22 protein-coding genes are annotated in these 25,958 nt (G+C 73.5%); 14 read left to right on the top strand and 8 right to left on the bottom strand.

Features of this window, described 5'->3' with window-relative positions:
• Positions 1-97: 97 nt before the first annotated feature.
• Entirely contained in the window at positions 98-823 is a 726-nt protein-coding gene (locus Mco01_RS10560; protein WP_204056700.1) for a DUF427 domain-containing protein, read from the bottom strand.
• A 126-nt stretch (positions 824-949) separates the two neighbouring features.
• Between Mco01_RS10560 and cysS the strand changes: the two genes are divergently transcribed.
• Complete coding sequence (gene cysS, locus Mco01_RS10555) at positions 950-2,305, top strand: cysteine--tRNA ligase (protein WP_204056699.1); 1,356 nt, start codon at positions 950-952, stop codon at positions 2,303-2,305.
• 60 nt (positions 2,306-2,365) lie between these two features.
• Complete coding sequence (locus tag Mco01_RS10550; protein WP_204056698.1) at positions 2,366-3,307, top strand: nucleoside hydrolase; 942 nt, start codon at positions 2,366-2,368, stop codon at positions 3,305-3,307.
• 405 nt (positions 3,308-3,712) lie between these two features.
• On the opposite strand, the gene Mco01_RS10545 is transcribed toward Mco01_RS10550, so the two are convergent.
• The 4 genes from Mco01_RS10545 to Mco01_RS10530 form a co-directional block, all read right to left on the bottom strand.
• Positions 3,713-5,440 carry a hypothetical protein gene (locus tag Mco01_RS10545; protein ID WP_204056697.1) on the bottom strand — a complete coding sequence of 576 codons (1,728 nt, stop codon included), beginning with the start codon at positions 5,438-5,440 and terminating at the stop codon, positions 3,713-3,715.
• Positions 5,425-6,180 (bottom strand): ABC transporter ATP-binding protein, encoded by a 756-nt coding sequence (locus Mco01_RS10540; RefSeq protein ID WP_204056696.1) that lies wholly within the window; start codon positions 6,178-6,180, stop codon positions 5,425-5,427. Before Mco01_RS10540 ends, Mco01_RS10545 begins: the two co-directional genes overlap by 16 nt.
• A complete protein-coding gene (locus Mco01_RS10535) occupies positions 6,177-6,767 on the bottom strand; it encodes a TetR/AcrR family transcriptional regulator (protein ID WP_204056695.1) in 591 nt (196 codons plus the stop codon). The genes Mco01_RS10540 and Mco01_RS10535 overlap by 4 nt, the downstream gene beginning before the upstream one ends.
• Before the next feature lie 75 nt (positions 6,768-6,842).
• On the bottom strand, positions 6,843-7,943 hold the full coding sequence (locus tag Mco01_RS10530) for a glycosyltransferase family 4 protein (protein WP_204056694.1): 1,101 nt from the start codon (positions 7,941-7,943) through the stop codon (positions 6,843-6,845).
• Between the two features lie 107 nt (positions 7,944-8,050).
• On the opposite strand from Mco01_RS10530, the gene Mco01_RS10525 reads away from it, so the two are divergent.
• The 3 genes from Mco01_RS10525 to Mco01_RS10515 all read left to right on the top strand — a co-directional run bounded on the left by Mco01_RS10525 (position 8,051) and on the right by Mco01_RS10515 (position 13,598).
• Positions 8,051-8,884: a PIG-L deacetylase family protein gene (locus tag Mco01_RS10525; RefSeq protein WP_239103496.1), complete on the top strand. Its 834-nt coding sequence runs from the start codon at positions 8,051-8,053 to the stop codon at positions 8,882-8,884.
• 87 nt (positions 8,885-8,971) lie between these two features.
• Positions 8,972-10,090, top strand: coding sequence for a lysylphosphatidylglycerol synthase transmembrane domain-containing protein (locus Mco01_RS10520; protein ID WP_204056693.1), 1,119 nt, complete (start codon positions 8,972-8,974; stop codon positions 10,088-10,090).
• Positions 10,091-10,265: 175 nt separating this feature from the next.
• On the top strand, positions 10,266-13,598 hold the full coding sequence (locus tag Mco01_RS10515) for an ATP-binding protein (protein ID WP_204056692.1): 3,333 nt from the start codon (positions 10,266-10,268) through the stop codon (positions 13,596-13,598).
• Between the two features lie 30 nt (positions 13,599-13,628).
• Here Mco01_RS10515 and Mco01_RS10510 read toward each other — a convergent pair whose 3' ends face one another.
• Positions 13,629-14,180, bottom strand: coding sequence for a hypothetical protein (locus tag Mco01_RS10510; protein WP_204056691.1), 552 nt, complete (start codon positions 14,178-14,180; stop codon positions 13,629-13,631).
• 156 nt (positions 14,181-14,336) lie between these two features.
• Here Mco01_RS10510 and Mco01_RS10505 point away from each other — a divergent pair, with 156 nt between their 5' ends.
• Complete coding sequence (locus Mco01_RS10505; protein WP_204056690.1) at positions 14,337-14,834, top strand: DedA family protein; 498 nt, start codon at positions 14,337-14,339, stop codon at positions 14,832-14,834.
• A 20-nt stretch (positions 14,835-14,854) separates the two neighbouring features.
• Positions 14,855-15,763 carry a D-alanyl-D-alanine carboxypeptidase family protein gene (locus tag Mco01_RS10500; RefSeq protein WP_204056689.1) on the top strand — a complete coding sequence of 303 codons (909 nt, stop codon included), beginning with the start codon at positions 14,855-14,857 and terminating at the stop codon, positions 15,761-15,763.
• A 54-nt stretch (positions 15,764-15,817) separates the two neighbouring features.
• On the opposite strand, the gene Mco01_RS10495 is transcribed toward Mco01_RS10500, so the two are convergent.
• Complete coding sequence (locus Mco01_RS10495) at positions 15,818-16,645, bottom strand: TrmH family RNA methyltransferase (RefSeq protein WP_239103495.1); 828 nt, start codon at positions 16,643-16,645, stop codon at positions 15,818-15,820.
• Positions 16,646-16,963: 318 nt separating this feature from the next.
• On the opposite strand from Mco01_RS10495, the gene Mco01_RS10490 reads away from it, so the two are divergent.
• The 7 genes from Mco01_RS10490 (at position 16,964) to Mco01_RS10460 (ending at position 24,553) form a co-directional block, all read left to right on the top strand.
• Positions 16,964-18,817, top strand: coding sequence for a substrate-binding and VWA domain-containing protein (locus Mco01_RS10490; protein WP_239103494.1), 1,854 nt, complete (start codon positions 16,964-16,966; stop codon positions 18,815-18,817).
• Positions 18,818-18,995: 178 nt separating this feature from the next.
• Positions 18,996-20,603, top strand: a complete 1,608-nt coding sequence (locus tag Mco01_RS10485; protein WP_204056688.1) for a sigma-70 family RNA polymerase sigma factor — start codon at positions 18,996-18,998, stop codon at positions 20,601-20,603.
• Positions 20,604-20,743: 140 nt separating this feature from the next.
• Positions 20,744-21,109 carry a hypothetical protein gene (locus Mco01_RS10480; RefSeq protein WP_204056687.1) on the top strand — a complete coding sequence of 122 codons (366 nt, stop codon included), beginning with the start codon at positions 20,744-20,746 and terminating at the stop codon, positions 21,107-21,109.
• A 200-nt stretch (positions 21,110-21,309) separates the two neighbouring features.
• Entirely contained in the window at positions 21,310-22,140 is an 831-nt protein-coding gene (locus Mco01_RS10475; protein ID WP_204056686.1) for a glycosyltransferase family 2 protein, read from the top strand.
• Positions 22,137-23,084 carry a glycosyltransferase family 2 protein gene (locus tag Mco01_RS10470; protein ID WP_036332116.1) on the top strand — a complete coding sequence of 316 codons (948 nt, stop codon included), beginning with the start codon at positions 22,137-22,139 and terminating at the stop codon, positions 23,082-23,084. The genes Mco01_RS10475 and Mco01_RS10470 overlap by 4 nt, the downstream gene beginning before the upstream one ends.
• Complete coding sequence (locus Mco01_RS10465; RefSeq protein WP_204056685.1) at positions 23,081-23,875, top strand: polysaccharide deacetylase family protein; 795 nt, start codon at positions 23,081-23,083, stop codon at positions 23,873-23,875. Before Mco01_RS10470 ends, Mco01_RS10465 begins: the two co-directional genes overlap by 4 nt.
• A gap of 75 nt (positions 23,876-23,950) precedes the next feature.
• Positions 23,951-24,553 (top strand): hypothetical protein, encoded by a 603-nt coding sequence (locus Mco01_RS10460; protein WP_204056684.1) that lies wholly within the window; start codon positions 23,951-23,953, stop codon positions 24,551-24,553.
• Here Mco01_RS10460 and pdxR read toward each other — a convergent pair.
• The gene (gene pdxR, locus Mco01_RS10455; protein ID WP_204056683.1) at positions 24,528-25,922 is read right to left on the bottom strand and encodes a MocR-like pyridoxine biosynthesis transcription factor PdxR; all 1,395 of its coding nucleotides are present in this window, start codon (positions 25,920-25,922) and stop codon (positions 24,528-24,530) included. The genes Mco01_RS10460 and pdxR overlap by 26 nt on opposite strands.
• Between the last annotated feature and the right edge of the window lie 36 nt (positions 25,923-25,958).

The following is a 25,958-nucleotide window of genomic DNA, read 5'->3' as shown; positions in this document are numbered from 1 at the left end:
GGGTGTGTCCCGCGGGCCCCGCGCCCACCGCGACCGGGGCGGGCGGCGCCGCCCTGTGCGAGGTCCGCGGGACACCCCTATCCGGCCTGGAGCACGCCTATCTCGCCTGGAGCACGCCGTCGACGTAGACGTCGACCTTCTCGTCGTAGAACGCGACGAGACCGGCGATCTTCTGGCTCTCCGGCAGCGGAGCGGGGTAGGACCAGACCAGGTCCCTGCCCTCGTCGCCCTCCCCGACGGACCAGTACTCCGCCCGGCCCTTGTACGGGCAGTGGGTGACCGTCGTGGAACGGCGCAGCAGGTCGAGCCGCACGTCCGTCTTCGGCAGGTAGTAGCGCGGCCGCAGCCCGGTCTCGAAGAGGATCCGCGGGCTGCGCGAGTCGGCGACCGTCACTCCCCCGACCTCGATCCGCACGTGGCGGGAGCTGGCGAGGATGTCGACCCGCGTGTACGGGTCACGGGCGTGGACATGGACCTCCTCGTCCTCCTCGAACCAGTAGTCCATCGACTCCCAGTCGAGGCGCACGTGCCCCCGGATCTCCTCCAGCGGCGCGTCGCCGCCGTAGACGATGGCCGCGTCCGGACGCCCGGCCACGTCGTGGACCTCGGCGTCGCCCCGGCTCGGCGAGTGGGCGGTCCGCCCGGTCGCCTTGAACAGGCCGGTGTCCACGTCCGCCAGAGGGAAGTAGTACGTCGGGTAGTGCGGGCTCTCCCACACCAGCAGCGCGCGTGTCGTGTCGGCCACCGCGTGTCCGTCGACGTAGGCGCGCACCCGCTTGGCCGTCGTCTCCACTCGGACGCGGCCCCGTTTGGTCGGCTCCATGCCCGCCCCAACCCGTGCCGCCCCGTCCTTATTCCCCGCCCTCACAATCCACATTTCCCGTAGTGCGGAGCCGTGTCCCGGGCGTGGTATCGACAGCGAGCGGATTAGTCGCTTACCCTCGGCTAGGTGGGTCTTCGCCTTTACGATACGCACAGCCGCACCCTCCGCGATTTCACCCCTCGAATTCCGGGAATGGTGTCGATTTATCTCTGCGGTCCCACCGTCGTCGTCCCGCCGCATGTGGGACAGATCAGGTCGCAGGTGAACTTCGACGTCCTGCACCGCTGGCTGAAAAGCAGCGGATATCAGGTGCTGCTCTGCCGGAACGTCACCGACATCGAGGACAAGATCATCGGCAGGTCCCTTTCCGAGGGCACGCCGTGGTGGCGGATCACCGACCCGGTCTACCGCTCCTTCGCCCGGACGTACGCGGCCCTCGGCTGCCTTCCGCCCAGCGTGGAGCCCCGGGCGACCGGCCACGTCCCCGAGATGGTCGAGATGATCGAGCAACTCCTCGCGGCCGGGCACGCCTACGAGTCGGACGGCGACGTGTACTTCTCGGTCGATTCCTACCCGCATTACGGCTCGCTCTCCCGGCAGCAGCCGCAGCACATGAGAATCACCGAGGAATACGAACGGGGAAAGCGCGACCCGCGCGACTTCGCATTGTGGAAACGCGCCCGGCCGGGCGAGCCTGTCTGGCACTCGCCGTGGGGCGAGGGGCGCCCGGGATGGCATCTCGAATGCTCCGCGATGGCCCGCAGATATCTCGGCCGGGAATTCGACATCCACGGCGGCGGGGCGAATCTGATATTTCCCCACCACGAGAACGAGATGGCCCAGTCGAGGGCCGCGGGCGACGCTTTCGCGCGTTTCTGGCTGCACAACGGGCCGGTCACCCACCGGGGTGAGAAGATTCGCAAGCGCGTGCGCAACCCGCTCGCCGTGCGAACCTTGCTCGACCGGGTGCGGGCGGTCGAACTCCGCTATTACCTGGCCGCCGCGCATTACCGCTCTCCGGTCGAATTCTCCATCGAGGCCGTGGAGGAGGCGGCGGCCGCCTACCGGCGGGTCGAGCGGTTCGTGCTGCGGGTCGGCGCCGAGACGGACGACACGCTCCCGTCCCAGTTCACGAGGGCGATGGACGCCGACCTGAACGTGCCGCAGGCGCTGTCGGCCGTCCACGCCGCGGTGGGCGAGGGCAACGCCGCCCTGGCGTCCGGAGACCGTGATTTGGCCGCCCGCAAATGCGGCTCCGTACGCGCCATGCTGAATGTCCTCGGCCTCGATCCGATGAGCGAGATCTGGGCCGGCGAAACGCAACTCCACGAGGTCGCCGGAGCCGTACTCCGGGTGGTTCGCGATCTCGCGGCGGCGAGCGCGAAGCAGGGAGATCACGAACGGGCGCGGATCATGGAGCGCCAGATCGAGAAGGCCCTGGCGAAACGCCACCAAATCCAGCACCCCGCGCTTATCAGATAGATCAATCCCCCGGCCCCCGCCCTGCTGTGGACGCGCCGCGGGCGGGAGTACGCTGCCCCGGTGACTGGGCAGCGGAAGGACGTTCTGATCGACTGCGATCCGGGGATCGACGACGCGCTCGCCATCGCCCTCGCGCACGGCAGCCCGGCCCTGGAGATCGTCGGCATCACCACCGTCGGGGGCAACGTCGCGCTCGACCTGACGACGGCGAACGCGCTGCGCCTGCGGGAGTACCTCGGCTTCCCCGACGTCCCCGTCGTACCGGGCAGCCCGGGCGCGCTGCTGCGCCCCCGCCTCGACGCCGCCGCCGTGCACGGGGACTCCGGGCTCGGCGAGGTGCGCCTGCCGCCCGCGACCCTGCCTCCCGCGCCCGGGCACGCCGTGGACTTCATCATCGAGACGCTCCGCGCCCGGCCGGGCGAGATCACGCTCACGGCGATCGGGCCGCTCACCAACGTGGCCCTCGCCGTACGGAGGGAGCCGCGGCTGGTGGAGTGGGCCCGCGAGCTCGTGATCCTGGGCGGCTCCTACACGAGGGGCAACATCACCCCCGCGACCGAGTTCAACATGGCGGCCGACCCCGAGGCGGCGGCCATCGTCTTCTCCGCCGGCTGGACCGTCACGATGATCGGGCTCGACGTCAGCCGTTCCGCACTCGCGACGGGCGCCGTCCTCGAGCGCATGCGCGCCCTCGGCACCCTCGGCGAGGACCTGCTCGTGCCGTGCGCCGAGTTCTACGGCATGGTCACGGCCACCGAGGGACCGGCGATCCACGACGCCTGCGCGGTCGCGTACCTGATCGACCCCTCGCTCATCGAGATCGAGCCGGCCGTGGTCGAGGTGGAGACGCTGGGCCGTCTCACCTCGGGGATGACCGTGGTGGACTTCGACCTGAGGGGCCGGACGCCCAACGCGCTGGTCGGCACGTCGATCGACGTCGCCCGGTTCTGGGACCTCGCCATGTCCGCCTATAGCCGGATAAACCCGGCGTCACGGGTCTGACGGTACGTTTCTGGAGGATTGCGCACGTTACAAGTACGAGAACTGACCTCCGAAGGGTAATCCTGGTGCTTTCTTGGGAATCATGAAGGCACCAGTTGAAAGGAGGGCCCCGATGAAGAAGGTGCAGATCGTGCCGCGGCCGCGGCCGCCGAGGACTCCCGAGCCCGTCGACCTGCGCACCCCCTCGGGGCGGGTCCTTCCGTTCTGAGAGGACGCACGGTTCGGAGAGGACGCACGTCTCGGAGAGGACACGCGTCCGGGGGGACAACGGGTCAGAGGGGACGGCATCCCTCAGGGACGACCCGGTCAAAGGGGACTACCCCGTCACAGGGGGCCGCGCACCCGCCAGGAGCAGGACCGCCGCCCCGAGGTCTGGCAAGCCGGTGCCCCGATCGGCAGGCGAGCTCATCGGGCAGGCCGCGGCCTGACGATCCACACGCCCGTGCCGTACATCGCCAGCCCGAGCGCGGCGAACGCGCCGGCGACCGGGTAGCGCAGGCCGGGCGGCATGTAGGTGGCCAGGAACCAGGTGTGGCGCAGCATGCCGTCGGCCACGAAGACGGCGGCGATCACGCCCTGCGGGACCAGCGGGATGGCGCCGAAGCCGAAGCACCACCAGGCGATCGTCCTCCGCGTCGTGGACAACTGGTCGAAGCGGGATTTCACCGTCGTCCGTGCCTTGCGGCCGGTCCGCATCGTGTCCAGCAGTTCGGGGCCGTGCGTGCGCAGCCGCCGCTCGGCGAGGAGGCCGAAGCCCCAGTAACACAGCACGCCGGTCCCGGCGCCGACGGCCACGCCGGCCCAGCCGTACCGGATCGCCGCCAGCGCCGCGGGTGCGCCGGTGACGGGCACCAGCGCGAGCATCAGGTACGCGAGCCCGGTCAGACCGCCGTCGTCCTCGCTGGTGCGCAGCGGGTTGCCCGCCCGGCGGTGCGGGTCGGTGCCGGGCACGAGCGCGTACACCGAGACCAGCGGCACCAGCCCGGCCGCGCCGCCGAGCAGGGCCGGCAGCAGCGCGAGGACCAGTGGCCACGGGCCGCCGCTGAAGGCGGTGAACGCCACGGTCAGCACGACCGCCACGGGTGCCTGCGCCGAGAGCCAGGCCAGCTGCCGGCCGCGCACGTCGGGGGTCCCCGGCGTCATCAGCGTCAGCCACAGCGCCGTGCCGTCGGTTCCGTACAGGTTGGAGGCCATGGCCGCGGCCATCACGATGAAGATCGGGCCGGCGAAGGGGAGCATGCCGTTCCAGCCGAGAATGAGCGGGCTGGCCGCGAAGCAGACGCCGTACGACAGCGCGAACGTCATCTGGTGGTTGCGCACCAGGTCACGTGACCAGGTGCGCAGTTCCTTCGCGACGACGGCACCGTGGGCGGTGGCCGCCGTGATCGGGCGCCTGCCCCGCCCGGAGGGCCGGGTCGCGCCCGCGCGCCTGCCGAGCAGCGCCGCCCACGCGCCCAGGAGCAGCAGCACCAGCACGGCGAGCGCCGCCAGCGCCCACCAGTCGCCCCGGACGGCGAGCAGGGCCCACCCGGAGGGCAGGTACCACACCGCGGCGGGCACGCCCGTCTGCCCGAAGGCCCAGAAGAAGACCCAGATCTGCCCGAGCGCCGCCAGGATCGCGCCGTTGAGCAGCCCCGAGGCGATCGCGCCCACCCGCGAGCGCACCGCCAGCCCGACCAGCGCCACGGAGACCTTCGACAGCAGGACGAACACGGCCAGCTGCAGCACCATCGCGGGCACGGCCACCAGCGCGTTCGCGACGCCGAGGCGCGCGCCCGCGACCAGCAGCCCGAGCAGGGCGCTCAGGCTGACCAGCGGCGCGACGCCGACGAAGGCCGCGGCCAGCAGGCCCGCCGCCAGGCGGCGAGGCGGCAGGCCGAGCAGCGAGAAGTACTCCGGCCGCAGCGTCTCGTCGCCGCCCCCCATGAAGACGGGGCCGAGCACCCACCCCAGCAGCCAGACGGCGTACCCGGCCGCCAGCAGGTCGGGGCCGGCGAAGGCCAGGTAGACCGTCCCGGCCGCCAGCAGCACGCCGAGCACGGCGCCCACCCCCGCGGTCTGCCCCCGCTGACCGCGGAAGGCGTGGCGCAGCACCGCGAGCTTCATCTGGGCCATGGTCAGTGCGACAGCCACGACAGCTCCTTGACCCCGGTGTCCTGGTCGCCGACGAGCTCGACGAAGGTGTCCTCCAGCGAGCGCGCGCCCCGCACCTCGTCCAGCGTGCCGGCGGCGGCCACCGCGCCCTTGTCGATCACGGCCACGTGGTCGCACAACTGCTCGACCAGCGCCATCACGTGGCTGGACAGCACGATCGAGCCGCCGCCCGCGACGAAGCCGCGCAGGATCGTCTTGATCGTGGCGGCCGACACCGGGTCCACCGCCTCGAACGGCTCGTCGAGCACCAGCAGCCGCGGGGCGTGCAGCAGCGCGGTGGCAAGCCCGATCTTCTTGCGCATGCCGGTCGAGTACTCGATGACCAGCGTCCCGTCCGCGCCGTCCAACTCCAGCACGGACAGCAGCTCCTCCGCCCGCCGGGTCACCACGTCCCTGGAGAGGCCGCGCAGCAGGCCCAGGTAGGTGAGCACCTCTCGTCCGGTCAGCCGCTCGGGCATGGCCAGCCCGTCGGGCAGCACCCCCACCATGGCCTTGGCCCGCTCCGGGGCCGACCAGACGTCCTCGCCGAAGATCCGCGCGCTGCCGCCGTCGGGCCGCAGCAGGCCGACGGCCATGGACAGCGTGGTGGTCTTGCCGGCGCCGTTCTGGCCGACGAGACCGAAGAAGGAACCCTGGGGGACGCCGAGGTGGATGTCGTCGACGGCGAGGGTGTCGCCGAATCTCTTGGTCAGTCCGCTGATGTCCAGCGCTGGGGTCATGGCGCTCTCCGGGTGGCGAGGGAAAAGATCGTGGACAGTTCGGCGGCCAGGCCGCCGAGGTCGTAATCGGGGTCCTTCAGCAGATGGCCGGGGACGGCGTCGACGGCGCCGCGAATGGCGATCGCCATCGGCCGCAGGGGGAAATCCCGGAACTCGCCGGTGTGCTGTCCCCAGGCCAGCACCTTCTCGATGTCGGTGAGCGCGGTTTCCTGTTGCTTGGCGTACGGGCCGTCGCGGTCGTGGACGACGATCTCCACGAGCGCCAGCAGGGGTTCGCGGTGCAGGCGCATGAACTCGAGGTTCGTCTCGAAGTACACGCGCAGGGCGTCGGCGGCGGTCGTCTGCGCGAGGATGCGCGGCACCATCAGATCGGTGGCGAGCTTCACCACGTGGGCGACGACCGCCTCGATCAGCTCGTCCTTGCCGCCGAAGTGGTACGAGATCAGACCAGGAGCGATCCCGGCCAGTTTGGCGATCTTCGCCATCGTCGCCTGCCGGTAGCCGAGCGTCGCCAAGGCCTCGATGGCGCAGTCGACGATCTGCGCGCGCCGGGCCTCCTCGACGAACGTCCGGGGTCCTGATGCCACGTACAGGACTTTAAACGATCATTCAATCGACGGCCAGGGGCACATCGCGGACGCCTCCGCGCACGCGGGCAGGACCTAGCCCCGCGCCATCTCGTAGCAGCGGGCGAACCCCTCCAGGACGGCGGGCCACGAGCACTTCACGGGCTCGGTCTCCCGGTTGTGCTCGGCGATGGAGCGGCGCAGGTCGCCGTCCCGGGCGAGCCGCGCCACGGACGCGACCAGCTCGTCGAAGGTGCGGCCCAGCAGGCCCTCCTTGCCGGGCCTGACGAAGTCCGCGACGCCGCTCTGCGCCCGCGCGACGACGGGCACGCCGGCGGCCCGGGCCTCCAGGGCGGCCAGCCCGAACGACTCGCGCGGCGCCGGCGCCACGAACACGTCCGCCGAGGCGAGCAGTTCCTTGATCTGATCCCTGCTGTAGCGGCCCGGCAGCGACACCCAGTCCATGCGCTGGGCCTTGAGGTAGCGCTCCATGCGGCCCCGGGCAGGGCCGTCGCCCACGATCGTGGCGCGCATCGCGATCGGGCCGGGCACCCGCTGCCGCGCGGCCTCCAGCAGCTTGAGCAGCCGCACCGGCTGCTTGCGCGGCGCGAGCCGGCCGACCGCGACCACGTGCACGGCCGCCTCGGGGCTATCGCCGGGCGCCGTTCCCGCGGCCGGGCGCCAGGAGGTCACGTCGAGGCCGTTCGAGACGACCTGGACCGGCACCCGCGGCCCGGCGACGGCGCGGATCGGGCGGGCGGCGGCCTCGCTGACGGCCGTGAGGACCAGCCCCCAGCGCCGCCACTCGAACGCCGCCTGCAGCGCCCGGTAGACCCCGCGCGTCACCGGGTCCCACATGCTGTGCACGGTCGCCACGACCGGCACCCCCGCCCGCACGGCGGCCCGCACCCCCATCCACGCGAACGGCGAGACGGCGCCGGTGTGGACGTGGACCACGTCGGGGCGGCGAGACGTCATCAGCCGGGCCAGGTGAGTCGTCCCCCTCGGGTGCACGGGCAGGTCGAACGGGAGGTTCGCCACCACCCGGTGGACGCCCGGCAGAGGCTCCCCCGGCGTGGCCGTCACCACCTCGACCGTGTGGCCCGCCCCGCGCTGGGCCCGCACGAGGTCGGCGACCTGCACCTCGATCCCCCCGAGCCGGGGCAGGTAGCAGTCGCTGACGTGAAGAATCCTCACCGGGTCAGCCTGACAGAGTGCGCGACGCCCATCAAACCGCCGGCGGGGAGGTCGGCGACGCCCGCGCCGGGCCACGTGGGATCATGTCCGGAGGTGAGGACAACACGGTGGTGACGCAGGATGACAACGTTCCGTGGGGCGCGATGAGGACGGCGGTGTTCTTCCACGCCCATCCCGACGACGAGGCGCTGCTGACGGCCGGGACCATGGCGATGCTGGCCGCCGAGGGCCACCGGGTCGTCCTGGTGGTGGCGACCGCCGGGGAGCGCGGCCTGGCCGACCTCCCGCACGGCGAGGAGCTCGCGAAGGCCAGGACGGGCGAGCTCCACCGCTCGGCCGCGGCCCTCGGGTGCGCCCGGGTCGTCCTGCTCGGGTACGGCGACTCGGGGCTCGCCATCGACGGCGGCGTGGCCGGCGACCGGCCCGACGACGCGTTCATCGACGCCGACCTGGAGGAGGCGGCTCAGCGCCTGGCCGCGATCCTCAAGGAGGAGACGGCCGACCTGCTGACGATCTACGACCCGGCCGGGGGGTACGGGCACCCCGACCACGTCCAGGTCTACCGCGTCGGCGGCCGGGCGGCCGAGATCGCGGGCACCCCGATCGTCCTGGAGGCGACCGTCAACCGGGACCTCCTGCTGAAGGGCGTCCGGCTCGCCGCCCGCTTCTACCCGGCGCTCGACGTGCGCAGCTTCGAGCGGGCCTACTCCCCCGGCGAGGCCATCACCCACCGGGTGAACGTCCGGAGGTACGCCGGGGCCAAGCGGGCGTCGATGGCCGCCCACGCGTCGCAGGCCACCGGCGGCGACGGCGACCGCACGCTCGGCGCGATGCTCAAGATCCCCTCCTTCGCGTACCGGTTCGTCTTCGGCACGGAGTGGTACGTACGCAGGGGACTGCCGCGGGGCGTCCGCCTCCGGCATCCGTTCGACAACCCCTAGGGGTCGTGATCCTCCGCGAGGAGGAGCCCGCGCCAGTAGTGTCCCGGCAAACTGGGAACGACGCGGACGGGACTGGGGGCAATTCGGGTGAACAGAAAGTGGCTGCAGGCGACGCTGTCGGCGGTGTCCCTGGGGCTGGCCGTGGCCCTCGTGGTCTACCTGCCGCAGATCGTGCACGGCCTGACCGGGGCCACCGTGAGCTGGCACGAGATCGGCCACGAGTTCGGCCGGCTCGGCTGGCACACCATCGCCCTGATGACCGTCCTGTGGCTGGCCAGCCTGTGGGCGTACACGTTCGTGATGACCTCCGCCCTGCCCGGCCTGACGCACCCGCAGGCGCTGACGCTCAACGCCGCGGGCAGCGCGGTCAGCAACCTGCTCCCGTTCGGGGGCGCGGCCGGGGTCGCCGTGACGTTCGGCATGACCCGGGGCTGGGGCTTCGCCAACCGGCCCATCGTCGTCTACACCCTGGTCACCGGCGTATGGAACTCGCTGTTCCGGTTCATCCTGCCCGCCGTCGGCATCCTGTGCCTGCTGGTCGCGGGCAAGGCCACCAACCCCACGGTCGCGAAGGCCGGCTGGGCCGGCGCCGTGTCGATCCTCGTGCTCGTGGCCGTCGTCGCCGCCGCCCTCTACTGGGACCGCGCCGCCGCGCTGCTCGGCCGCGCCCTCGACGGCCTCGTACGGCTCGCGCCCCGGCGGTTCCGCCCGGCCGAGCACGCCGTCTCGGCCGCGATCGAGCGGCTCAGGGAGGACACCGCCGAGATCATCCACCGCCGCTGGGCCGGCCTGTCGCTGGGCATGGTGGCGTTCCTCGCCCTGCAGTGCCTGATCATGGCGTGCTGCCTGGTCGCCACCGGGTCGTACCCCGGGCCCGCCGAGACGGTCGCCGTCTTCGCGCTGAGCCGGGTGCTCACCACGGCCCTCGTCACGCCGAGCGGCGCGGGGATCATGGAGGGCGGCGTGGCCACGCTGCTGATCGGGGCGTTCGGCCAGCCGGCCGGCGGGGCGACCGCGGCCGCCGTCCTGTTCGGGTTCTGGACGTACACGATCGAGATCCCGTGGGGAGGGCTGGCCCTCGGAGGCTGGGCGCTGCTGCGCCGCCGGGACGCCCGCGCCGCCGAGGCCCGGCCGGGCGCCGGCGCCGCCCTGTCCGCGGGCGGCGCGCCGCGCGCGGCGGAGGACAGCCGCGCGCTGGAGCACTGATCGGCCCGACGCGGGGATCGCCCGGCACCACCTAAGATCTCAGGGCGAGAGAGTGAGGGTGTCGGGGTTGCCAAAGAGCTTGTGCCCGCTTCGCGGGCGCGCATACCGTTGCGGCTGACATGGAGCGGCAAGCGACAGCCGGCGGGCACGACGCGCGGCAGTGGATGAGCGTCCGATGAGCGCGGTCGCGTTCCGGGTGCTCGGCCCGGTGGGGGCGCACGACGGGGCCGACGAGCTCGACCTCGGCGGCCTGCGGCAGCGCGCCGTCCTGGCCCGCCTGCTCGTGGCGCGCGGCCAGGTCGTCCCGGTGGACACCCTCCTGTTCGACCTGTGGGACGACGACGCCGCCAAGGGCGCCCAGTCGGGCCTGCAGGTCTACATCTCACGGTTACGCCGGGTCCTGGAGCCCAACCGCCCCCGCGGCGGCCCCAACCGGCTGCTCGTGACCGTCGCCTCCGGCTACGCCCTGCGGGCCGCCCCCGAGCAGGTCGACGCGCTGCGCTTCGAGAGCACGGTCCGCTCCGCCGGGGAGCGGCTGGAGGAGAACCCGCAGGCCGCCCGGGCGCGGCTCGACGCGGCGCTCGGCCTGTGGCGGGGCACGCCGTACTCCGACTTCGCCGACCAGCCCTGGGCCGAGGCCGAGGTGACCCGGCTGAACGAGCTGCGCCTGGTCGCCAGGGAACGGCACGCCGACGCGGGCCTTCGGATGGGCCTGCACGCCGAGACCGTCCCCGATCTGGAGGCGCTCACCACCGAGCACACCCTGCGTGAGGAGGGCTGGCGGCTGCTCGCGCTCGGCCTGTACCGCTGCGGGCGGCAGGGCGACGCGCTGGCCGCGCTGCGCAAGGCCCGCTCGATCCTCGACGACGAGCTGGGCATCGACCCCGGCCCGGCGCTGCGGAAGCTGGAGTCGGACATCCTCTCCCAGGACCCGGGGCTCGACTTCGTGCTCCCGGCGCCCCGCAGGCCGGTGGAGATCACCGCCACCTGGCCGCCGCGACCGGTCGAGGCCGGGGACGCTCCGCCGCTGCAACCGGAGCCGTTCGTCGGCCGCGACGCCGAGCTGACCACGCTGGCGGCCGCGGCGCCGCGCGCCCAGGCCGGCCGGTTCACCGTCGCCGTGATCAGCGGCGACCCCGGCGCCGGGAAGACGACGCTGGTACGACAGCTGACCGGGCGGCTGGAGGACGAGGGCTGGGTGGCCGCCACCGGCGGCTGCCCCGACAGCACGACGACGCCCCCGGGCTGGGCCTGGGTCGAGGTGCTGCGGGCGCTGATCGCCCGCAGGGGCGCCGGGGAGTACGCCTCGCTGCTCGCGCCGCTGCTCGACGACGCCGCCCCCGACAGCGGCGACGACGAGGCGTCGGGCGGCTTCCGCCTGCACCGGGCCGTCGGCGGCTACCTGTCGGCGGTCGCGCGGGAGGCCCCGCTGCTGATCCTCCTGGAGGACCTGCACTGGGCCGACGACCAGACGCTCGCGCTCCTTCGGGCGCTGCCGAGCCTGGTGGCGGCCAGCCGGGTGCTGCTGGTCGTGACCTGCCGCGACGGCGAGCTGAACGACCAGCAGCAGGACGTGCTCGCCGCGCTGGCCCGGCACGACCCGGTGCGCGTCGGCCTCGACGGGCTCGACGACGCCGCCGTGGCCGAACTGGTCCGGGCCACCTGCGTGCGCGACGTGGACGACGAGGTCGTCAGCACGATCGTCGAGCGCGCCGGGGGCAACCCGTTCTTCGTCAAGGAGACGGCCCGGCTGTTCGAGGCCGAGGCGGACATCTCCGAGGTGCCCTCGGGCGTGCGCGACGTGCTGCGGCGGCGCATCTCCCGGCTGCCGGAGCGGGCCCAGCAGGTGCTGCTCCAGGCCGCCGTGATCGGCCGCGACGTGGACGTCGACGTGCTGGTCGACGTGTCGGGCGACGAGGACGCCGTGGTCGACGCGGTCGAGGCGGCCCTGCTCGCCGGCCTGGTGACCGAGCCGGGGCCCGGCCTGCTGCGGTTCGACCACGACCTCGTCCGCGACACGATCTACTCCGACGCCTCACGCCTGCGCCGCTCCCGGCTGCACGCGGCGGTCGCGTCGGTGATCGAGCAGCGCAGCCCGAACGACGTGGCCGCGCTCGCCCACCACTACGACGCGGCCGGGATCGTGGACACCGCCGCGAAGGCCGTCCGGTACGCCGGGCTCGCGGCGGAGCAGGCGGAGCGGCGCTTCGCTCACCGCGAGGCGGCCTCGCTCTGGCAGAAGGCCATCGCCGCGTTCGACCGGGCCCATCCGGGCGGCGGGCTCGTGCGCGAGCGGCTGGAGCTTCAGCTGCGGATGATCCGGGCGCTGGCGCTGGGCGGCGACATGACGGCCGCCCGGTCCCATCGGCGCGACGCGATGGACGTGGCCCTCCCGCTCGGCGACCTGGAGCTCACGGCCCGGGTGGCGGCCGCGCTGGCCGTGCCGCACAAGGGCATCGCCCGCGACTTCACCCGTACGGCGTGGGAGATCGTCGACGTCACCGAGAAGGCGCTGTCGGAGCTGCCGGCGGGCGAGCAGTCGCTGCGGGCGAGCCTGCTCGCGACGCTCGCGCTGGAGCTGGAGGGGTCGGCGACGCAGCGCGGCTACCAGGCGTCGCTGGAGGCCGAGGAGCTCGCCCGGTCCAGCGGCGACCCGGCGCTGCTGGCCATGGCGCTCAGCGGGCGGCTGCGCCAGTCGTACACCCTGACCCAGGTCGACGAGCGGGAGACGATCGGCCGCGAGCTGCTGCGCGTGGGGGCCGAGTCGGGGCAGATCTCCGTGCAGACGCTCGCCCACCTCGTGCTGCTGGAGTGCGCGGCGGCCCGGGGCGACTTCGCCGAGGCCGACGAGCACCTGGCCCAGGCCGAGCGCCTCGGGCGGCAGTACGACCTGCCGGCCCCCGCCGCCGTGGGGGCCTGGTACGCCGGTCAGCGCCTCATGATCACAGGTGACTACGCCGGGGCCGAGCGCGCCTACCGCAACGCCGCCCGCCTGACGGCCCGGGCCGGCATGCTGGAGGGCCGCCAGGACCTGCCGCTCATCGCGACGTTCTGCCTCCACCTGGTCGACGGCCGGGCGGCGGAGATGGTCGACCCGCTCGGCGAGGCCCACCAGCGCGGCGCCAAGTGGACGCTCGACGCCTACGCCGTGGCGCTCGCCTCCGCCGGGCACCTCAAGGACGCCCGGGCCGTGGCCGTCGTCCGGGACCCGGTCCGCACCGACTTCCTGTACGAGCTCGCCCTCATCTGGCGGGCCCTCGCCGGGATGACGCTCGACGACGAGGACCGGATGCGGGAGGCCTACGAGAAGCTCGTGCCGTTCGGCGACCGCATCGCCGGGGCGGGCACCGGCGTGGTGGCCCTGTGGCCGGTCGCGCGCACCCTCGGCGACCTCGCCGTACGGCTGGGCCTGCCGGCCCACGAGCACTACGAGAAGGCCCTGGCCGTGGCGGAGCGGGTCGGCGTCCCCCGCTGGGTGGACGAGGCCCGCCAGGCCCTCCACGCCTGAACCTGCGCCGCGACCGGCGGCGCGTGGAGGTCAGCAGGCGATCCTGAGGGAGGAGCTGTGGTAGGTGTGCGCGCCGGTCTGCAGCCGGACCCGGTAGAGCCCCGGGTTGTCCACGACCGTGGGGGCGAACTCGACCACCCGGGACGCGCCCGCGAAACCGTTCCTCGTGGACAGGTAGGTCTGCCAGACGCGCTCACGGGTGTTCCAGCGCTGCAGGCTCCAGCCGTAGGAGAGGCCCGCGTCCCCGGCGTCGCCCGGGGAGAGGAGGGCGCGCGCCCTGAACACCCGGGCGCACCCCTCGCCGCCGGGGGTGGCGGCGAGGGTCACGGTGCCGGGGGCGGGAGCCGAGTCCGCGAAGGCCCCTGTGGTGACCGCCGACCCGGCGCTCCCCGTGGCCTGCTCCCGCTGGACGGCCGGCGTCGTCGCCGCCGTCCCGGCCACCCTGGTGACCAGCCTCTCGCCGCCGGCGGCGTTGGACGCCCCGATGTACGCGGCGGTGACGGCCAGGGTGGCCACGAGCAGCTTGGCCGCGGTGGCCGTGCCACTCGCCATGATCGGCATCACGCTGCTTCGCGGACTCATCGCGCTCCCCTTTCCTCGCACCTCAGGTGTACGAGGACGTGGTTGATCCCCGGTTGACGGCGGCTTGCAGCGGGAGCCGCGGCTTGCGGGGCGCGGGACGCCCGGCGGTAATGTGAGGCTGTCCTTAAGATCCGTTCCCCCTGGCGGTGAGCGCACGTGCGGATCCCCGACCCGGCGTCGGCCTCGCTCTTCGGCCTGCCCCTGTGGCTGGTCGTCGCGGCCGGCGCGGTCGCGCTGTTCGGCGCGTTCCAGGTCTACTACTGGATCGGGCGGCGGCTCGGCGAGGCCCTGTACCGCTCCCGGGCCGGCCGGCGCATCGGCCGCCATCGCATCGAGCGCGTGGAGGCCCTGGTCCGCAGGTGGGGGGCGTTCGCCGTCTACGCCTGCTTCTGGGTGCCGGGCCTGCGGCACACCCTGCCCTGGGTCGCGGGCGCGCTGCGGGTGGACTACCGGTGGTACCTGGTCGCCAGCGCGCTCGGCTGCCTGACCTGGGTGCCGGTGACGGCGTTCGGGCTCTACTCGCTCCTGTGGGCCTGGCTCTCGCTCGCGGCCCGCTCTCCGGCGCTGGCCGTCGCGCTCGTCGCGGTCGCCGCCGCCGTGGCGGCCGTCGTCGTTCTGCGCCGCCGGAGCAGGAACGCTCCCGCCGCCCCCTGAGGGCATGGGATCATGTCGCAATGCGTATCGGGGCAATAGGCGCACTCTCCGCCGCCATCCTCCTGAGCTGCGCCCCCGCGGCGCAGGCCCGCACGCCCGCCCTCCCCGCCGGGGCGGCCCCGCCCGTGGCGGCGCTTGCGTCGACGGGAACGGTCCCGTCCGGCGTGCGGGACGACGCCCCCGCCGTGACGGCCCCCGAGGCGTACCTCGTGGACGCCGCGTCGGGCGAGCCGCTGATGGCCAAGCGGGAGACCCGCAGGGTGCCGGTGGCGAGCCTCACCAAGGTCATGACGGCCTACGTCGTGCGGCACCGCGCCCGGCTCGACGACGTGATCACCATCACGAAGACCGACGTGCGCCACGCCGCCGCCAACGACGCGACGACCGCCGGGCTGCGGCCGGGCGAGCGGCTCACGGTCCGGGACCTGCTCTACGCGATGATGCTGCCCTCCGGGGCCGACGCGGCACACGCCCTCGCCCAGCGGTACGGCCCGGGCGTGGGCGGGTTCGTCTCGCGGATGAACGCCGCCGCCAAGAGCCTGGGGATGCGCGACAGCCGCTACGCGAACGCCGACGGGCTGCCGTCGAGCGGCTACTCCACCGCACGGGACCAGGCCCTGCTGGCGCGTGCCGCGCTGCGCGACCCCGTGATCGCCGCGGTGGCGAAGACCCGCAAGCGGGTGATCGGCAAGACCGCCGTCCACCGATCGCACACCTGGCGCAACACCAACAAGCTGCTCGACGAGGGCGCCCTCGGACTGAAGACCGGATACACGCATAAGGCGGGCTACTGTCTGACGTTCGTGTCCCCGCTGGACGACGGCCGCAAGGTCATCGGGGTGCTCCTCGGCGAGCGCAGCGACGTGGCGCGGTTCACGACGGCCCGCGCCCTGCTGGAGTGGGCCTCGGGGGGCGGCCTCCCGGAGTGACGCCCTCGCCGGGGCGGTCCTGCGCCCGGCCGTTCCGGGCCCAGCGGTCCGGGTTCAGCCGTTCCGCATGAGGCCGTGGCAGGCGATGGCCGCGGCGGCGACGACGTTGAGCGAGTCGACGCCGAGGTCCATGGCCTGCGGGCTCATCAGGATGCAGACGGGCGCGTCGGCCTCCTTGAGCCAGTGGGAGGACAGGCCGTCGCCCTCGGAACCGAGCATGAGCGCGACCGGGCCGTCCAGCGGCGCCTCGTCCAGCGGGACGGCCGACTGGTCGGGCGTGAGGGCCAGCAGCCGGAACCCGGCGGACCGCACCTCGGCCAGCCCGCCGTGCCAGTCGTCCATCCGGGCCCACGGGATCGCGAAGACGGCGCCCATCGACACCTTGACGGACCGGCGGTAGAGCGGGTCGGCGCAGCGGGGCGACAGCACGATCGCGCCGACGCCGAGCGCGGCCGCGCAGCGGAAGACGGCCCCGACGTTCCCGTGGTCGACCAGGTCCTCCAGCAGCAGGATCCGCCGGGGCGGACCCGCGGACGACCCGGCCCCCGCGAGCAGCCCGGCGACCGAGGGCGGCCGGAGGCGCTCCATCGAGGCGAGCGCGCCGCGGTGCACCCGGAATCCGGTGATCCCCTCCATCACCTCGTCGGTGACCACGTAGACCGTGACGTCCGCGATGACGTCGGCGAGGTGGTCGAGCCACTTGGGCGTGGTCAGCACCGACCGCACCGGGTAGCCGGCGCCCACGGCCCTGCGGATGACCTTCTCGCCCTCGGCCACGAACAGGCCCCGCTCGCCCTCCATGCTCCGGCGCAGGTCCACGTCGCGCAGGCGCACGTAGTCGGCCAGGCGCGGGTCGGCGGCGTCGTCGACGGGGATGAGCACGGCCCAAGAGTACGGCGTGCGCCCTCCCCCTCCACACGCCCGCGCGTCACGTCGCGCCTTCGCGCGCACCCGCCGCACCCCCTGCGCGCCACACCCCCGGCGCCTCCGTGACAGCCTCGCGGCGCGGCGCGCGGCCTCCTCCGGAGGCCGGCGGCGGGCGACCGGAGGGTGCGTCCGGGTACGACTCCTGACTCCGCCCGGGGGTTTACACCCTGGATGCTCGCTATGACTTTTCGTAATTCCTGCACCAAAACCGGCGTTTTGCCACAGTTCCGCTTGCCAGTATCGTTCCGTAAGCATTACGCGGAATCTCCCGTTATGGTCCCCCGCAAGGGCGCGCACCGGTGGGAGCCAATCGACACCGAAGAGGGCACCGTGGGCGGACGGCACCGCACAGACGAACTCGATGGCGGCTACAACCCCCAGTACGATCCTCCGCCGCGCCGCCGGGCCGGGCGGGGCATGGTGTTCGTCCCCCTGGCCGGAGCGGTCGCCCTGGCCGTGCTCCTCGGCGTCGCTGCGTACGTCGTGGTGAACAAGAACCCGAGCTGCGGCGGCGGCAAGATCTCCCTCACGGTGGTCGCCTCGCCGGACATCCAGCCCGCCGTGCAGAAGGTGGCCGGGAAGTTCGCCCAGTCGGGCACGTCCGTCGACGGCAAGTGCGTCGCGGTCAGCGTCAAGGCCGCCGGGTCCGCCGACGTGGCCAACGCGATGGCCGGCACCGGCCCGACGAGCGGCAAGCTGGACCCGGACGTCTGGATCCCCGACTCCAGCCTCTGGCTCGCCGGCCTGGCGAAGAGCGGCGCCGCGCCCAAGCCCTCGGGGAGCGCCGCCCACTCCCCCGTCGTGCTGACCGCCTCCAAGGCGGGCGCCGAGAAGCTCCAGTCGGCCTTCAGCCCCGCGAGCTGGACCGGCCTGATGAGCGCCGCGAACGCCGCCAACCCGGACGGCCTGGCGCGCAAGGTCCGCGTGCTCGCCCTCGACCCGACGCAGAACGCCGCCGGTCTCGGCGCGCTGCTCGCCGGCGCCGCCGTGCTGCGCCAGGCAGGCGGCAGCGAGGAGACGCTGGTGGGCGTGCTGCGGCAGCTGTCGGAGTCCACGGTGTCGACCCCCGACAGCCTGTTCGCCACGCTCACCAAGGCCGCCGCCCGCATCCCCGTGGGCATCTCCTCCGAGCAGGCCGTCTGGGCGTTCAACACCAAGACGACCCCCTCGAACCCGGCCGTCGCGCTCTACCCGACCGAGGGCACGGTCAGCCTCGACTACCCGATCGTGGTGACCGCGAAGGACGACGCGACCCGCAAGGCCGCCCAGGCGTTCGCCGCCGACCTGACCTCCCCGACGGGCCGCAAGACCGTGCAGGACTACGGCTTCCGCACCCCGGACGGCAAGGGCGGCAGCCTCCTCAAGCCCGAGAACGGCGTGAGCGCGAAGAAGCCGGCCGAGCTGCCGCTTCCGGACGCCGCGACCGTCACCCAGCTGTCCCAGGCCTGGCACCAGATCAAGCTCGGCACCAAGCTGCTCGCGCTGCTCGACATCTCCGGCACCATGGCCCTGCCCGCCGACAGCACCGGGATCAGCCGCATGCGCGCCGTCACCGACACCGCGCAGGAGGGCCTGAAGCTGTTCCCGGACAAGGCCGAGGTCGGCGTGTGGGCGTTCTCCGACGACCTGCAGAGGAAGGGAGTCGACTGGCGGCCCGTCGTCCCGATCGGCCCCCTGGCCCAGCAGATCAACGGGGTGACGCGCCGCGTCCTGATCGCGCAGGCGATGCAGCAGGCCCAGGTCAAGACGACCGGCAACACCGGCCTGAACGACACGCTGTGGGCCGCCTATCAGAAGATGACCAAGGAGTACGAGCCGGACAAGGTGAACACGATCCTGCTGTTCACCGACGGCGTCGGCAACGACGACCCGAACGGCGGCATCTCCAACGCGCAGATCCTGCAGAAGCTCAAGCAGGCGTACGACCCCAAGCAGCCGGTCAGCATCCTGATCATCTCGTTCAACACCAACAAGGACGAGGACAGGGCCCAGATGACGAACATCGCCAAGGCCACCGGCGGCGCGGCGTACTTCCCGCAGACCGTGCTGGAGATCCGCAACATCTTCCTCAAGGGCATCGCCAGGCGCCTGTGCGCGCCCAACTGCGGCGCCTCCGCACAGCAGTAGCACAGCAGTAGCGCACCGCGCGCACCAGCAGTCGCAGCGGACGGCTTCCGCACCAGTTTTCCCAGGTCATGCCCGTTGGGCATGGCGGCGGAAGCCGTAAACGACCTCCGTCAAGGGGGCGTCCTTCTCGTGTGGGGATCGGCGGAACCTGATCCCGTCATACGGGGAGGAATGCGCGTTGCCCGGATGGCCCGACGTCGGGCGTGCCGACGACCACCGACTGCTGGAGGCGCTGCGGCGCGGGGACTCCCACGCGCCGTCGAGCCTGTACGAGGCGTACGCCGACCGGCTGGCCGACTACGCCTGCACGCTGACGCCCGACCCGGACGCGGCGGCGGACGCCGTCCACGACGCCCTGGTGGCCGCGCAGGCGTGCGTGGACCGCCTCAAGGAGCCGGTGCGCCTGCGGGCGTGGCTCTACGCCCTCACGCGCTTCCACTGCGCCGTCAGGAGCCGGGGACGCACGGGGGCGACCGGTCCCACGGCGGTGCTGTCGACGGCCGAGGAGTCCGACGACCCGTCGCTCGCCGCGCTCGTGCACGAGGCCCTGGCGGAGCTCGGCGGCAACGAGCGGGAGGTCCTCCACCTCGCCGTACGGCACGGCTTGTCCACGGGCGAGGCGGCGTCCGTGCTCGGGCTCACCTCCCGGCAGGTGTCGGCCCGGCTCGGGCGGGCGCGCGACCACCTGGAGAACGCCGCGGCGGCGATCGTCCTGGCCCGCGTCGGGCGGGCGCACTGCCCCGACCTGTCCGCGCTGGTCGACTCGGGGGTGGGCGCGTCCTGGCAGGACGGGCCGCTCGGCACCGCCCTGCGCAAGCGGCTGAGCAGGCACATCGCCGACTGCAAGATCTGCGGGGAGGGCCGCGCCCGGCACGTGTCCGCCGACCGGCTGCTCGACCTGATCCCCATCGCGTTCCCGCCGCTGTCGCTGCGCCGCCGGGTGCTCGACACCTCGCTGAACCCGGAGCGCGAGGGCACGCGCCGCGCCGCCGTGGAACGGGCGGGCTTCGACCGCCGCGGCTTCCCGGTCGTCCCGGAGGGCCGCTCCCGGCGTACGAGGGGCCGGGCCCGGAGGACCCGTGCGACGCCGATCATGCTGGCGGCCGCCTGCGTCTTCGGCACGGCCGGCGGACTCGCGCTCGTGTCGGGGCAGGCCCCGGCGAGCCACCTGGAGGCGGTCCGGATCCCGCCCACGCCGCCGCGGGACGACCTCGGGTTCGGCCCCTCCGGCGGCGCGCAGGAGACCCCGCCGGAGACCGCCGGCCCCGAGGAGTCCCCCGAGCCGTCCGGGACGCCGGACGAGGGAGGGACGCCCTCCTCCGCCCCCACCGTCCGGGCGCCGCGCGCCCCCGCCCCGGCCCCCCAGTCCCGCCCCCGGCCGTCCCGCGCCCCGGCCGGCCGCCCGCCCACCCGCACGCCGGCCGCGGCGAGCCTGTCCGCCTCCTGCCCGGGGGACATCGGCTCGGCCGCCGGCAGCGTGATCAATCTGTCGGCCCGCGAGGCCGCGGCCGAGTGGACGGCCACCACGACGGACGGCCTGGCCGTCTCGCCGGCGCACGGCCGGCTCAAGGCGGGCGCGACCGGGCGGATCACGGTCGCGGTCGTGGACCCGGGCGTCCCCGGCAGCGGCGCGGTGACGTTCCGGTCGGCCGCCGGGTCCCCCTCCTGCCACATCTCCTGGCGGGGTCAGGAGGGCACCGGGGACGCCGATCCCGAGCCCGACCCTCCTTCGGACACGCCGTCGAGCACACCGGAGGCGAACCCCTCGGTCAGCCCCTCCGCCTGAACTCCTCGCAACATGTCGGATAAGATCACAGCTTTCCCCTGTGATCCGGTAAACCCGTCGCTCATCTGAGGCGTCGCCATTGACGTCCGATGAAGCCGGTTGGTCCGATGAACGGGCCGCCATCCGAGGAGTAACCAGCAATGGGCAGCAAGATCGCCGTCGTCAAGGTCGTGCTCGCCGTGGCGTGCGCGGCCGGAGCGGTGCTCGCGCTGGCGGACGTCCAGACCCCGGTCAGGATGGTCCTCACGCCCCTGTTCCTGCTGGTCGTCCCCGGTGCCGCGGTGGCCGGACTGTTGCGCGATCGTGACCCTCTCGCCGTGCTCACGGTGGGCGCAGCGGCCAGCCTGGCTATCAACGTCCTACTCGCCGAAGCCATGCTCCTCTTCGACGCCTGGTCGCCCCGCGCCGGGGTCGCGACGATCGGGGTGCTCGGCTTCTTCCTGCTCGTCATCCGGTTGCTGTACCGGGGACAGGCAACCGTGGAACAGGGGGCAGGCACGAGGTGACCGTCACCACGCATCTCCGGGAGCCCGAGGCCATCGGACTCGCCCGCCGGACCGCCCCGCCCCGTTCACGGTAACCCCCTCAGACCATCACGCCCTCCCTGCCCTGAGACCGGGATGGAGACCGCCTCTCCATCCAGTCGCGCCGGTCCGACGGCAGTCTCCGCTCATGACAGACCGCCCGGAAGGACATCCCAGTCACCATGAGTCCCGAGATCACCGAGCACGGTGTCAAGTCGCAGTTCGCCACGCTGCGGTCGCTGCCGGCTGTCGACCGCTACACGCCGCTCGGTCCCCATCTCGCCGTCGCCCCGACGGTGAGCGTCGTCATCCCCGCGATGAACGAGGCGGAGAACCTGCCGCACGTCTTCGCCACGCTCCCCCAGTGGGTCCACGAGGTGGTCCTGGTCGACGGCCACTCGTCCGACGACACGGTGGCGGTCGCCCGGCGGCTGCGTCCCAACCTCCGCGTCGTGCACCAGCGCGGGCGGGGCAAGGGCGACGCGCTCGCCGAGGGCTTCGCCGCCTGCACCGGTGAGATCATCGTGATGATCGACGCCGACGGCTCGACGGACGGCCGGGAGATCATCCAGTTCGTCAGCGCCCTCGTCAGCGGCGCGGACTTCGCCAAGGGCTCCCGGTACATCGCGGGCGGCGGCAGCGACGACCTGACCTTCAACCGCCGGTTCGGCAACACCGTGCTGCGCACGATCGTCAACTGGCTCTACGGCACCCGCTACACCGACCTCTGCTACGGATACAACGCCTTCTGGGCACGTCACCTGCCGCTTCTCGACCTCGACTGCGAGGGCTTCGAGGTAGAGACGCTGATGAACATCCGGGCCGCCCGCGCCGGGCTGCGGGTGCACGAGGTGCCGAGCCACGAGCGCTGCCGCATCCACGGGGAGAGCAACCTGCGCGCCGTCCGCGACGGCCTGCGCGTGCTGCGCACGATCGTCCGCGAGTGGCGGCGCGTCCCCCGGCCCGTCCCGGTGCCCGCTGCGGCCGCGGCCGCCGACAAGGGCGCGGCATGACGCTGCGGATCTCCGTCGTCGTCTGCGTCTACACCGAGGACCGCTGGGACGACATCCGGGCGGCCGTCGAGTCGGTGCGCGCCCAGCGGCGGGAGCCGCACGAGCTGATCCTCGTGGTGGACCACAACCCGGACCTCCATCTGCGGCTGAAGCGGGAGTACCCGGACGTCGTGGTGCTGGAGAACGCCCACGAGCGGGGGCTGTCGGGCGGCAAGAACACGGGGACCGAGGCGGCCACCGGCGACGTGGTGGCCTTCCTCGACGACGACGCGGTGGCCTCGCCCGAGTGGCTGGCCGCGTTCGAGGACGCCTTCGCCTCCGGCCCGGCGGTCGTCGGGGTGGGCGGCCTGACCCGGCCCCTGTGGGCGACGGGTGAGCGCCCCCGCTGGTTCCCCGAGGAGTTCGACTGGACGGTGGGGTGCACCTACCGGGGCATGCCGGTCGAGCGGGCCCCCATCCGCAACGTGATGGGCGGCAACGCGGCCTTCCTCCGCGAGGTGATCGGCGGGGTCGGCGGCTTCAGCACGCAGATCGGGCGCAACGTGCAGGGCCGCAGGAGCAGGCCGCTGGGCTGCGAGGAGACCGAGTTCTGCATCCGGCTGTCGCAGCGCAGGCCGGGCTCGGTCATGCTGTTCGAGCCCGGGGCGGCCATCGGCCACAAGGTCTCCCCCGCCCGGTCCCGCTTCGCGTACTTCCGGTCGCGCTGCTTCGCCGAGGGCCTGTCGAAGGCGCTGGTGACCAACAGCGTCGGCGCCGGGGACGGGCTGTCGAGCGAGCGGAGCTACACGTTCAGGACACTGCCGCTCGGCGTGCTGCGCGGTCTCGGCGACGCCCTGCGGGGCGACGTGGCCGGGCTCGGCCGCGCCGGCGCCATCGTCGTCGGCCTGGCCTGGACGACCTGGGGGTACGTGCTCGGCACCGCCCGCATGAAGGCGCGGTCATGACGCGGGTGCCCGTCCTGATGTACCACTCGGTCACCGACCGGCCGACCCCCGCCACCCGCCCCCACGCCGTACGGCCGGGGGACTTCGCCGACCAGATGGCGTACCTGAAGGAGGGCGGGTTCACTCCGCTGACCTTCGGCGGCCTGGTGGCCGCGCTGGAGGAGGGACGGCTGCCCGCCCGGCCGGTCGTGATCACGTTCGACGACGGGTACGAGGACTTCCACGCGCAGGCGCTGCCGGTCCTCGACCGGCTGGGCCTCCCGAGCACGGTGTTCCTCACCACCGGGTGGGTCAGCGACGCCGGCGGCGACGCGGCGGGCCGCCCGCTCGACCGCACGCTGAGCTGGTCGCAGGTGCGGGAGGCGGCCGACCACGGGATGGAGATCGCCGGGCACAGCCACAGCCATCCCCAGCTCGACCAGCTGCCCGCCGGCGCGCTGCGGGAGGAGCTGAGGCGCAACAAGGCCCTGCTGGAGGACCGGCTGGGGCGCCCGGTGACCACCATGGCCTACCCGTACGGCTACTCGAGCGCCCGGGTGCGCGAGGAGGTCTGCAGGGCGGGCTACCGGGCGGCCTGCTCGGTGGACAACGCGCTCGCCGGGGGCCGCCACGGGATGTTCGACGTCCCCCGGCTCACGGTCGGCCGGACCACCACGGCGGCCCGCTTCCGGATGGCCGTCGAGGGCCGCGGCGTTCCCCTCGTGTATCTCAGGGAACGCATTCTCACCAGGGGTTACGCGGTCGTGCGGGGCGGCCGCCGGAGCGCGCGGAGGATCGCCACCCGCCAGTAACAATCAGGCGTCGCGAGGTGTCAGCGGGAGCTCGAAAGGGGAAAAACGACGCGACCGAGGATTTGAGGGGGCATTGTGGCCCAAGCATGGCTGCCCGGCGCCAGCCGACTTCCCTCGCCCGAGGACTCCGGAGCGATGCTCGGCGGAGCGCCACGGGTCGTCTGGTTCATCTGGCCCGCCGATCCCCAGGCGGTCTCGGCCAGATCCGTCGCACAGCGGCTCATCCAGCTGAAACGCCCTCCGCATCTGGTGTGGAACCCGGTGACCGGGGAGATCGTCCAGGTGCTCCCGCCGATGCGGGCGGCCGGCGGCCTCGCCGGTGATAGGGGCAGGAACGGGCGGGTCTGCGTGCAGATCCAAGTCGTCGGCTCCGCCCAGGAGCCGTTCACGGACACCAAGCTCGACGGGCTCGACGACATCCTGGCCTGGCTGGACTCGTGGGGCGTCCCCCGCCGCTGGCCGGCCGGCCCGCCCCTGCCGTACCCCCACTCGCTGGTGGCCACGCGCAGCGGCCGGCTGTGGGCGCGCGGCGGGCACTTCGGCCACTCGCAGGTGCCGGGGACCCGGGACGGCGACCCCGGGTCGATCGACATCGCGCGGATCGTCGGCGAGGAGGGGCTGCGGGTCGACGTGCCCCGGCCCAGGGAGGACTTCAGGCTCCTGGAACGGGTGATATAAGCTCCCGGATCACCTCGCACCCCCGGCGCACGTCGGCGAGGGACACCGAGCCGTACCCCAGCACGAGGCCGTGCACCCGCGGCGGCCCGTGGTGGTGGCGGTCGGTCGCGTCCAGCAGCACGCCGCGCTCCCGCGCCCGCTCCACCAGGCCCGGGAGCGCCGCCGCCGGCACCTCGATCATGACGTGCAGTCCGGCGGTGTCGCCGTGGACGAGCGGCCCGAGCGCCTCGACGATGGCGGCCCGGCGGCGGGCGTACTCCAGCCGCGTCCGCCGCAGGTGCCGGTCGAGGTCGCCGCGGGCCAGCATCGTGGCCACGGCGGCCTGGACCGGGCCGGGCGTGCGGTCGGTCAGCTCCTCACGCCGCCGGGCCACCCGGTCGAGCAGCGGCCCCGCGGCCACGAGCCAGCCCACCCCGACGTCGGGGCTGAGCGACTTCGACAGCGTGCCGAGCAGCACCACACGGGCGGGGTCGAGGCCGTACAGCGCGGGCAGCGGCGCGACGTCGTAGCGGAACTCGGCGTCGTAGTCGTCCTCGACGATCATGGCGCCGGTGCGGCGGGCCCAGGCGAGCAGGCGCTCCCTGCGCGGGATCGGCAGCCGCCCGCCCACCGGGTACTGGTGGGCGGGCGTCGTGTACAGCACCCGCAGGTCGTCGGGCAGCGCCTCGACGATCACGCCCTGGTCGTCCACCGGGCACGGGACGATCTCCGCGCCCCGGCCCGCGAAGACGGTGCGCGCCTTGCGGTAGCCCGGCTCCTCGACCCCCGCCCGCGCCCCCGGGCCGAGGAGGGTCGCGGCGATGAGGTCGAGCCCGTTGCCGGTGCCCCGCGTGACCATGACGTCGCCCGCCCCCACCGGGACGGCCCTGGCCCGCCGCAGGTGCTCGGCGAGCAGCTCGCGCAGCTCCGGCCGGCCGTACGGGTCGGGGGCGTCGTCGAGCGGCAGGTCGCCGGCCGAGCGCCAGGCGCGCCGCCAGGCCGCCCGGTCGTGGTCGTGCACCCACGGCCGCCCGGGCCGCAGGTCGATCAGGCCGTCGGGCCGGGGGCGGGACGCGGGCACGGTCCGCGCGGCGGGGACGGTTCCCACTGCGGGGCCCTCGGGGTGGCCGGACGTCCCCTCGGCCACGTACGTCCCCGAGCCGTGCCGGCCGTCGAGCCATCCCTCGGCGTACAGCTGCTGGTAGGCGTCGGTGACGACGGTGCGGCTGACGCCGAGCAGCGCGGCCAGGCCGCGCGTGGACGGCAGCCGCTCGCCGTCCTTGAGGGCGCCGGTCCGCATCGCCTCGCGGAGCTGGCCGCCCACCTGGACGGCGAGAGGCACCGGCGACGACCGGTCGACGACCAGGGGAAGGTCGATGTGCGCGCGCAAAGTGGTCTCCCGAGAGCTGCCGGAAGTGGACGTGTT

Origin of the sequence: Microbispora corallina (assembly GCF_016863035.1) — a bacterium.
Taxonomy (GTDB): domain Bacteria; phylum Actinomycetota; class Actinomycetes; order Streptosporangiales; family Streptosporangiaceae; genus Microbispora; species Microbispora corallina.
The sequence above is the reverse complement of the archived record's forward strand: the minus strand, read 5'-3'. Positions and strand labels throughout refer to the sequence as shown.

What these genes read in the sequence shown, in the direction of transcription:
- Mco01_RS10560 (WP_204056700.1), bottom strand. Translation starts at nt 823, where the DNA reads ATGGAGCCGACCAAACGGGGCCGCGTCCGAGTGGAGACGACGGCCAAG.
- Mco01_RS10540 (WP_204056696.1), bottom strand. Translation starts at nt 6,180, where the DNA reads ATGACCCCAGCGCTGGACATCAGCGGACTGACCAAGAGATTCGGCGAC.
- Mco01_RS10515 (WP_204056692.1), top strand. Translation starts at nt 10,266, where the DNA reads ATGAGCGCGGTCGCGTTCCGGGTGCTCGGCCCGGTGGGGGCGCACGAC.
- Mco01_RS10510 (WP_204056691.1), bottom strand. Translation starts at nt 14,180, where the DNA reads ATGAGTCCGCGAAGCAGCGTGATGCCGATCATGGCGAGTGGCACGGCC.
- Mco01_RS10500 (WP_204056689.1), top strand. Translation starts at nt 14,855, where the DNA reads ATGCGTATCGGGGCAATAGGCGCACTCTCCGCCGCCATCCTCCTGAGC.
- Mco01_RS10490 (WP_239103494.1), top strand. Translation starts at nt 16,964, where the DNA reads ATGGTCCCCCGCAAGGGCGCGCACCGGTGGGAGCCAATCGACACCGAA.
- Mco01_RS10480 (WP_204056687.1), top strand. Translation starts at nt 20,744, where the DNA reads ATGGGCAGCAAGATCGCCGTCGTCAAGGTCGTGCTCGCCGTGGCGTGC.
- Mco01_RS10475 (WP_204056686.1), top strand. Translation starts at nt 21,310, where the DNA reads ATGAGTCCCGAGATCACCGAGCACGGTGTCAAGTCGCAGTTCGCCACG.
- Mco01_RS10470 (WP_036332116.1), top strand. Translation starts at nt 22,137, where the DNA reads ATGACGCTGCGGATCTCCGTCGTCGTCTGCGTCTACACCGAGGACCGC.
- Mco01_RS10465 (WP_204056685.1), top strand. Translation starts at nt 23,081, where the DNA reads ATGACGCGGGTGCCCGTCCTGATGTACCACTCGGTCACCGACCGGCCG.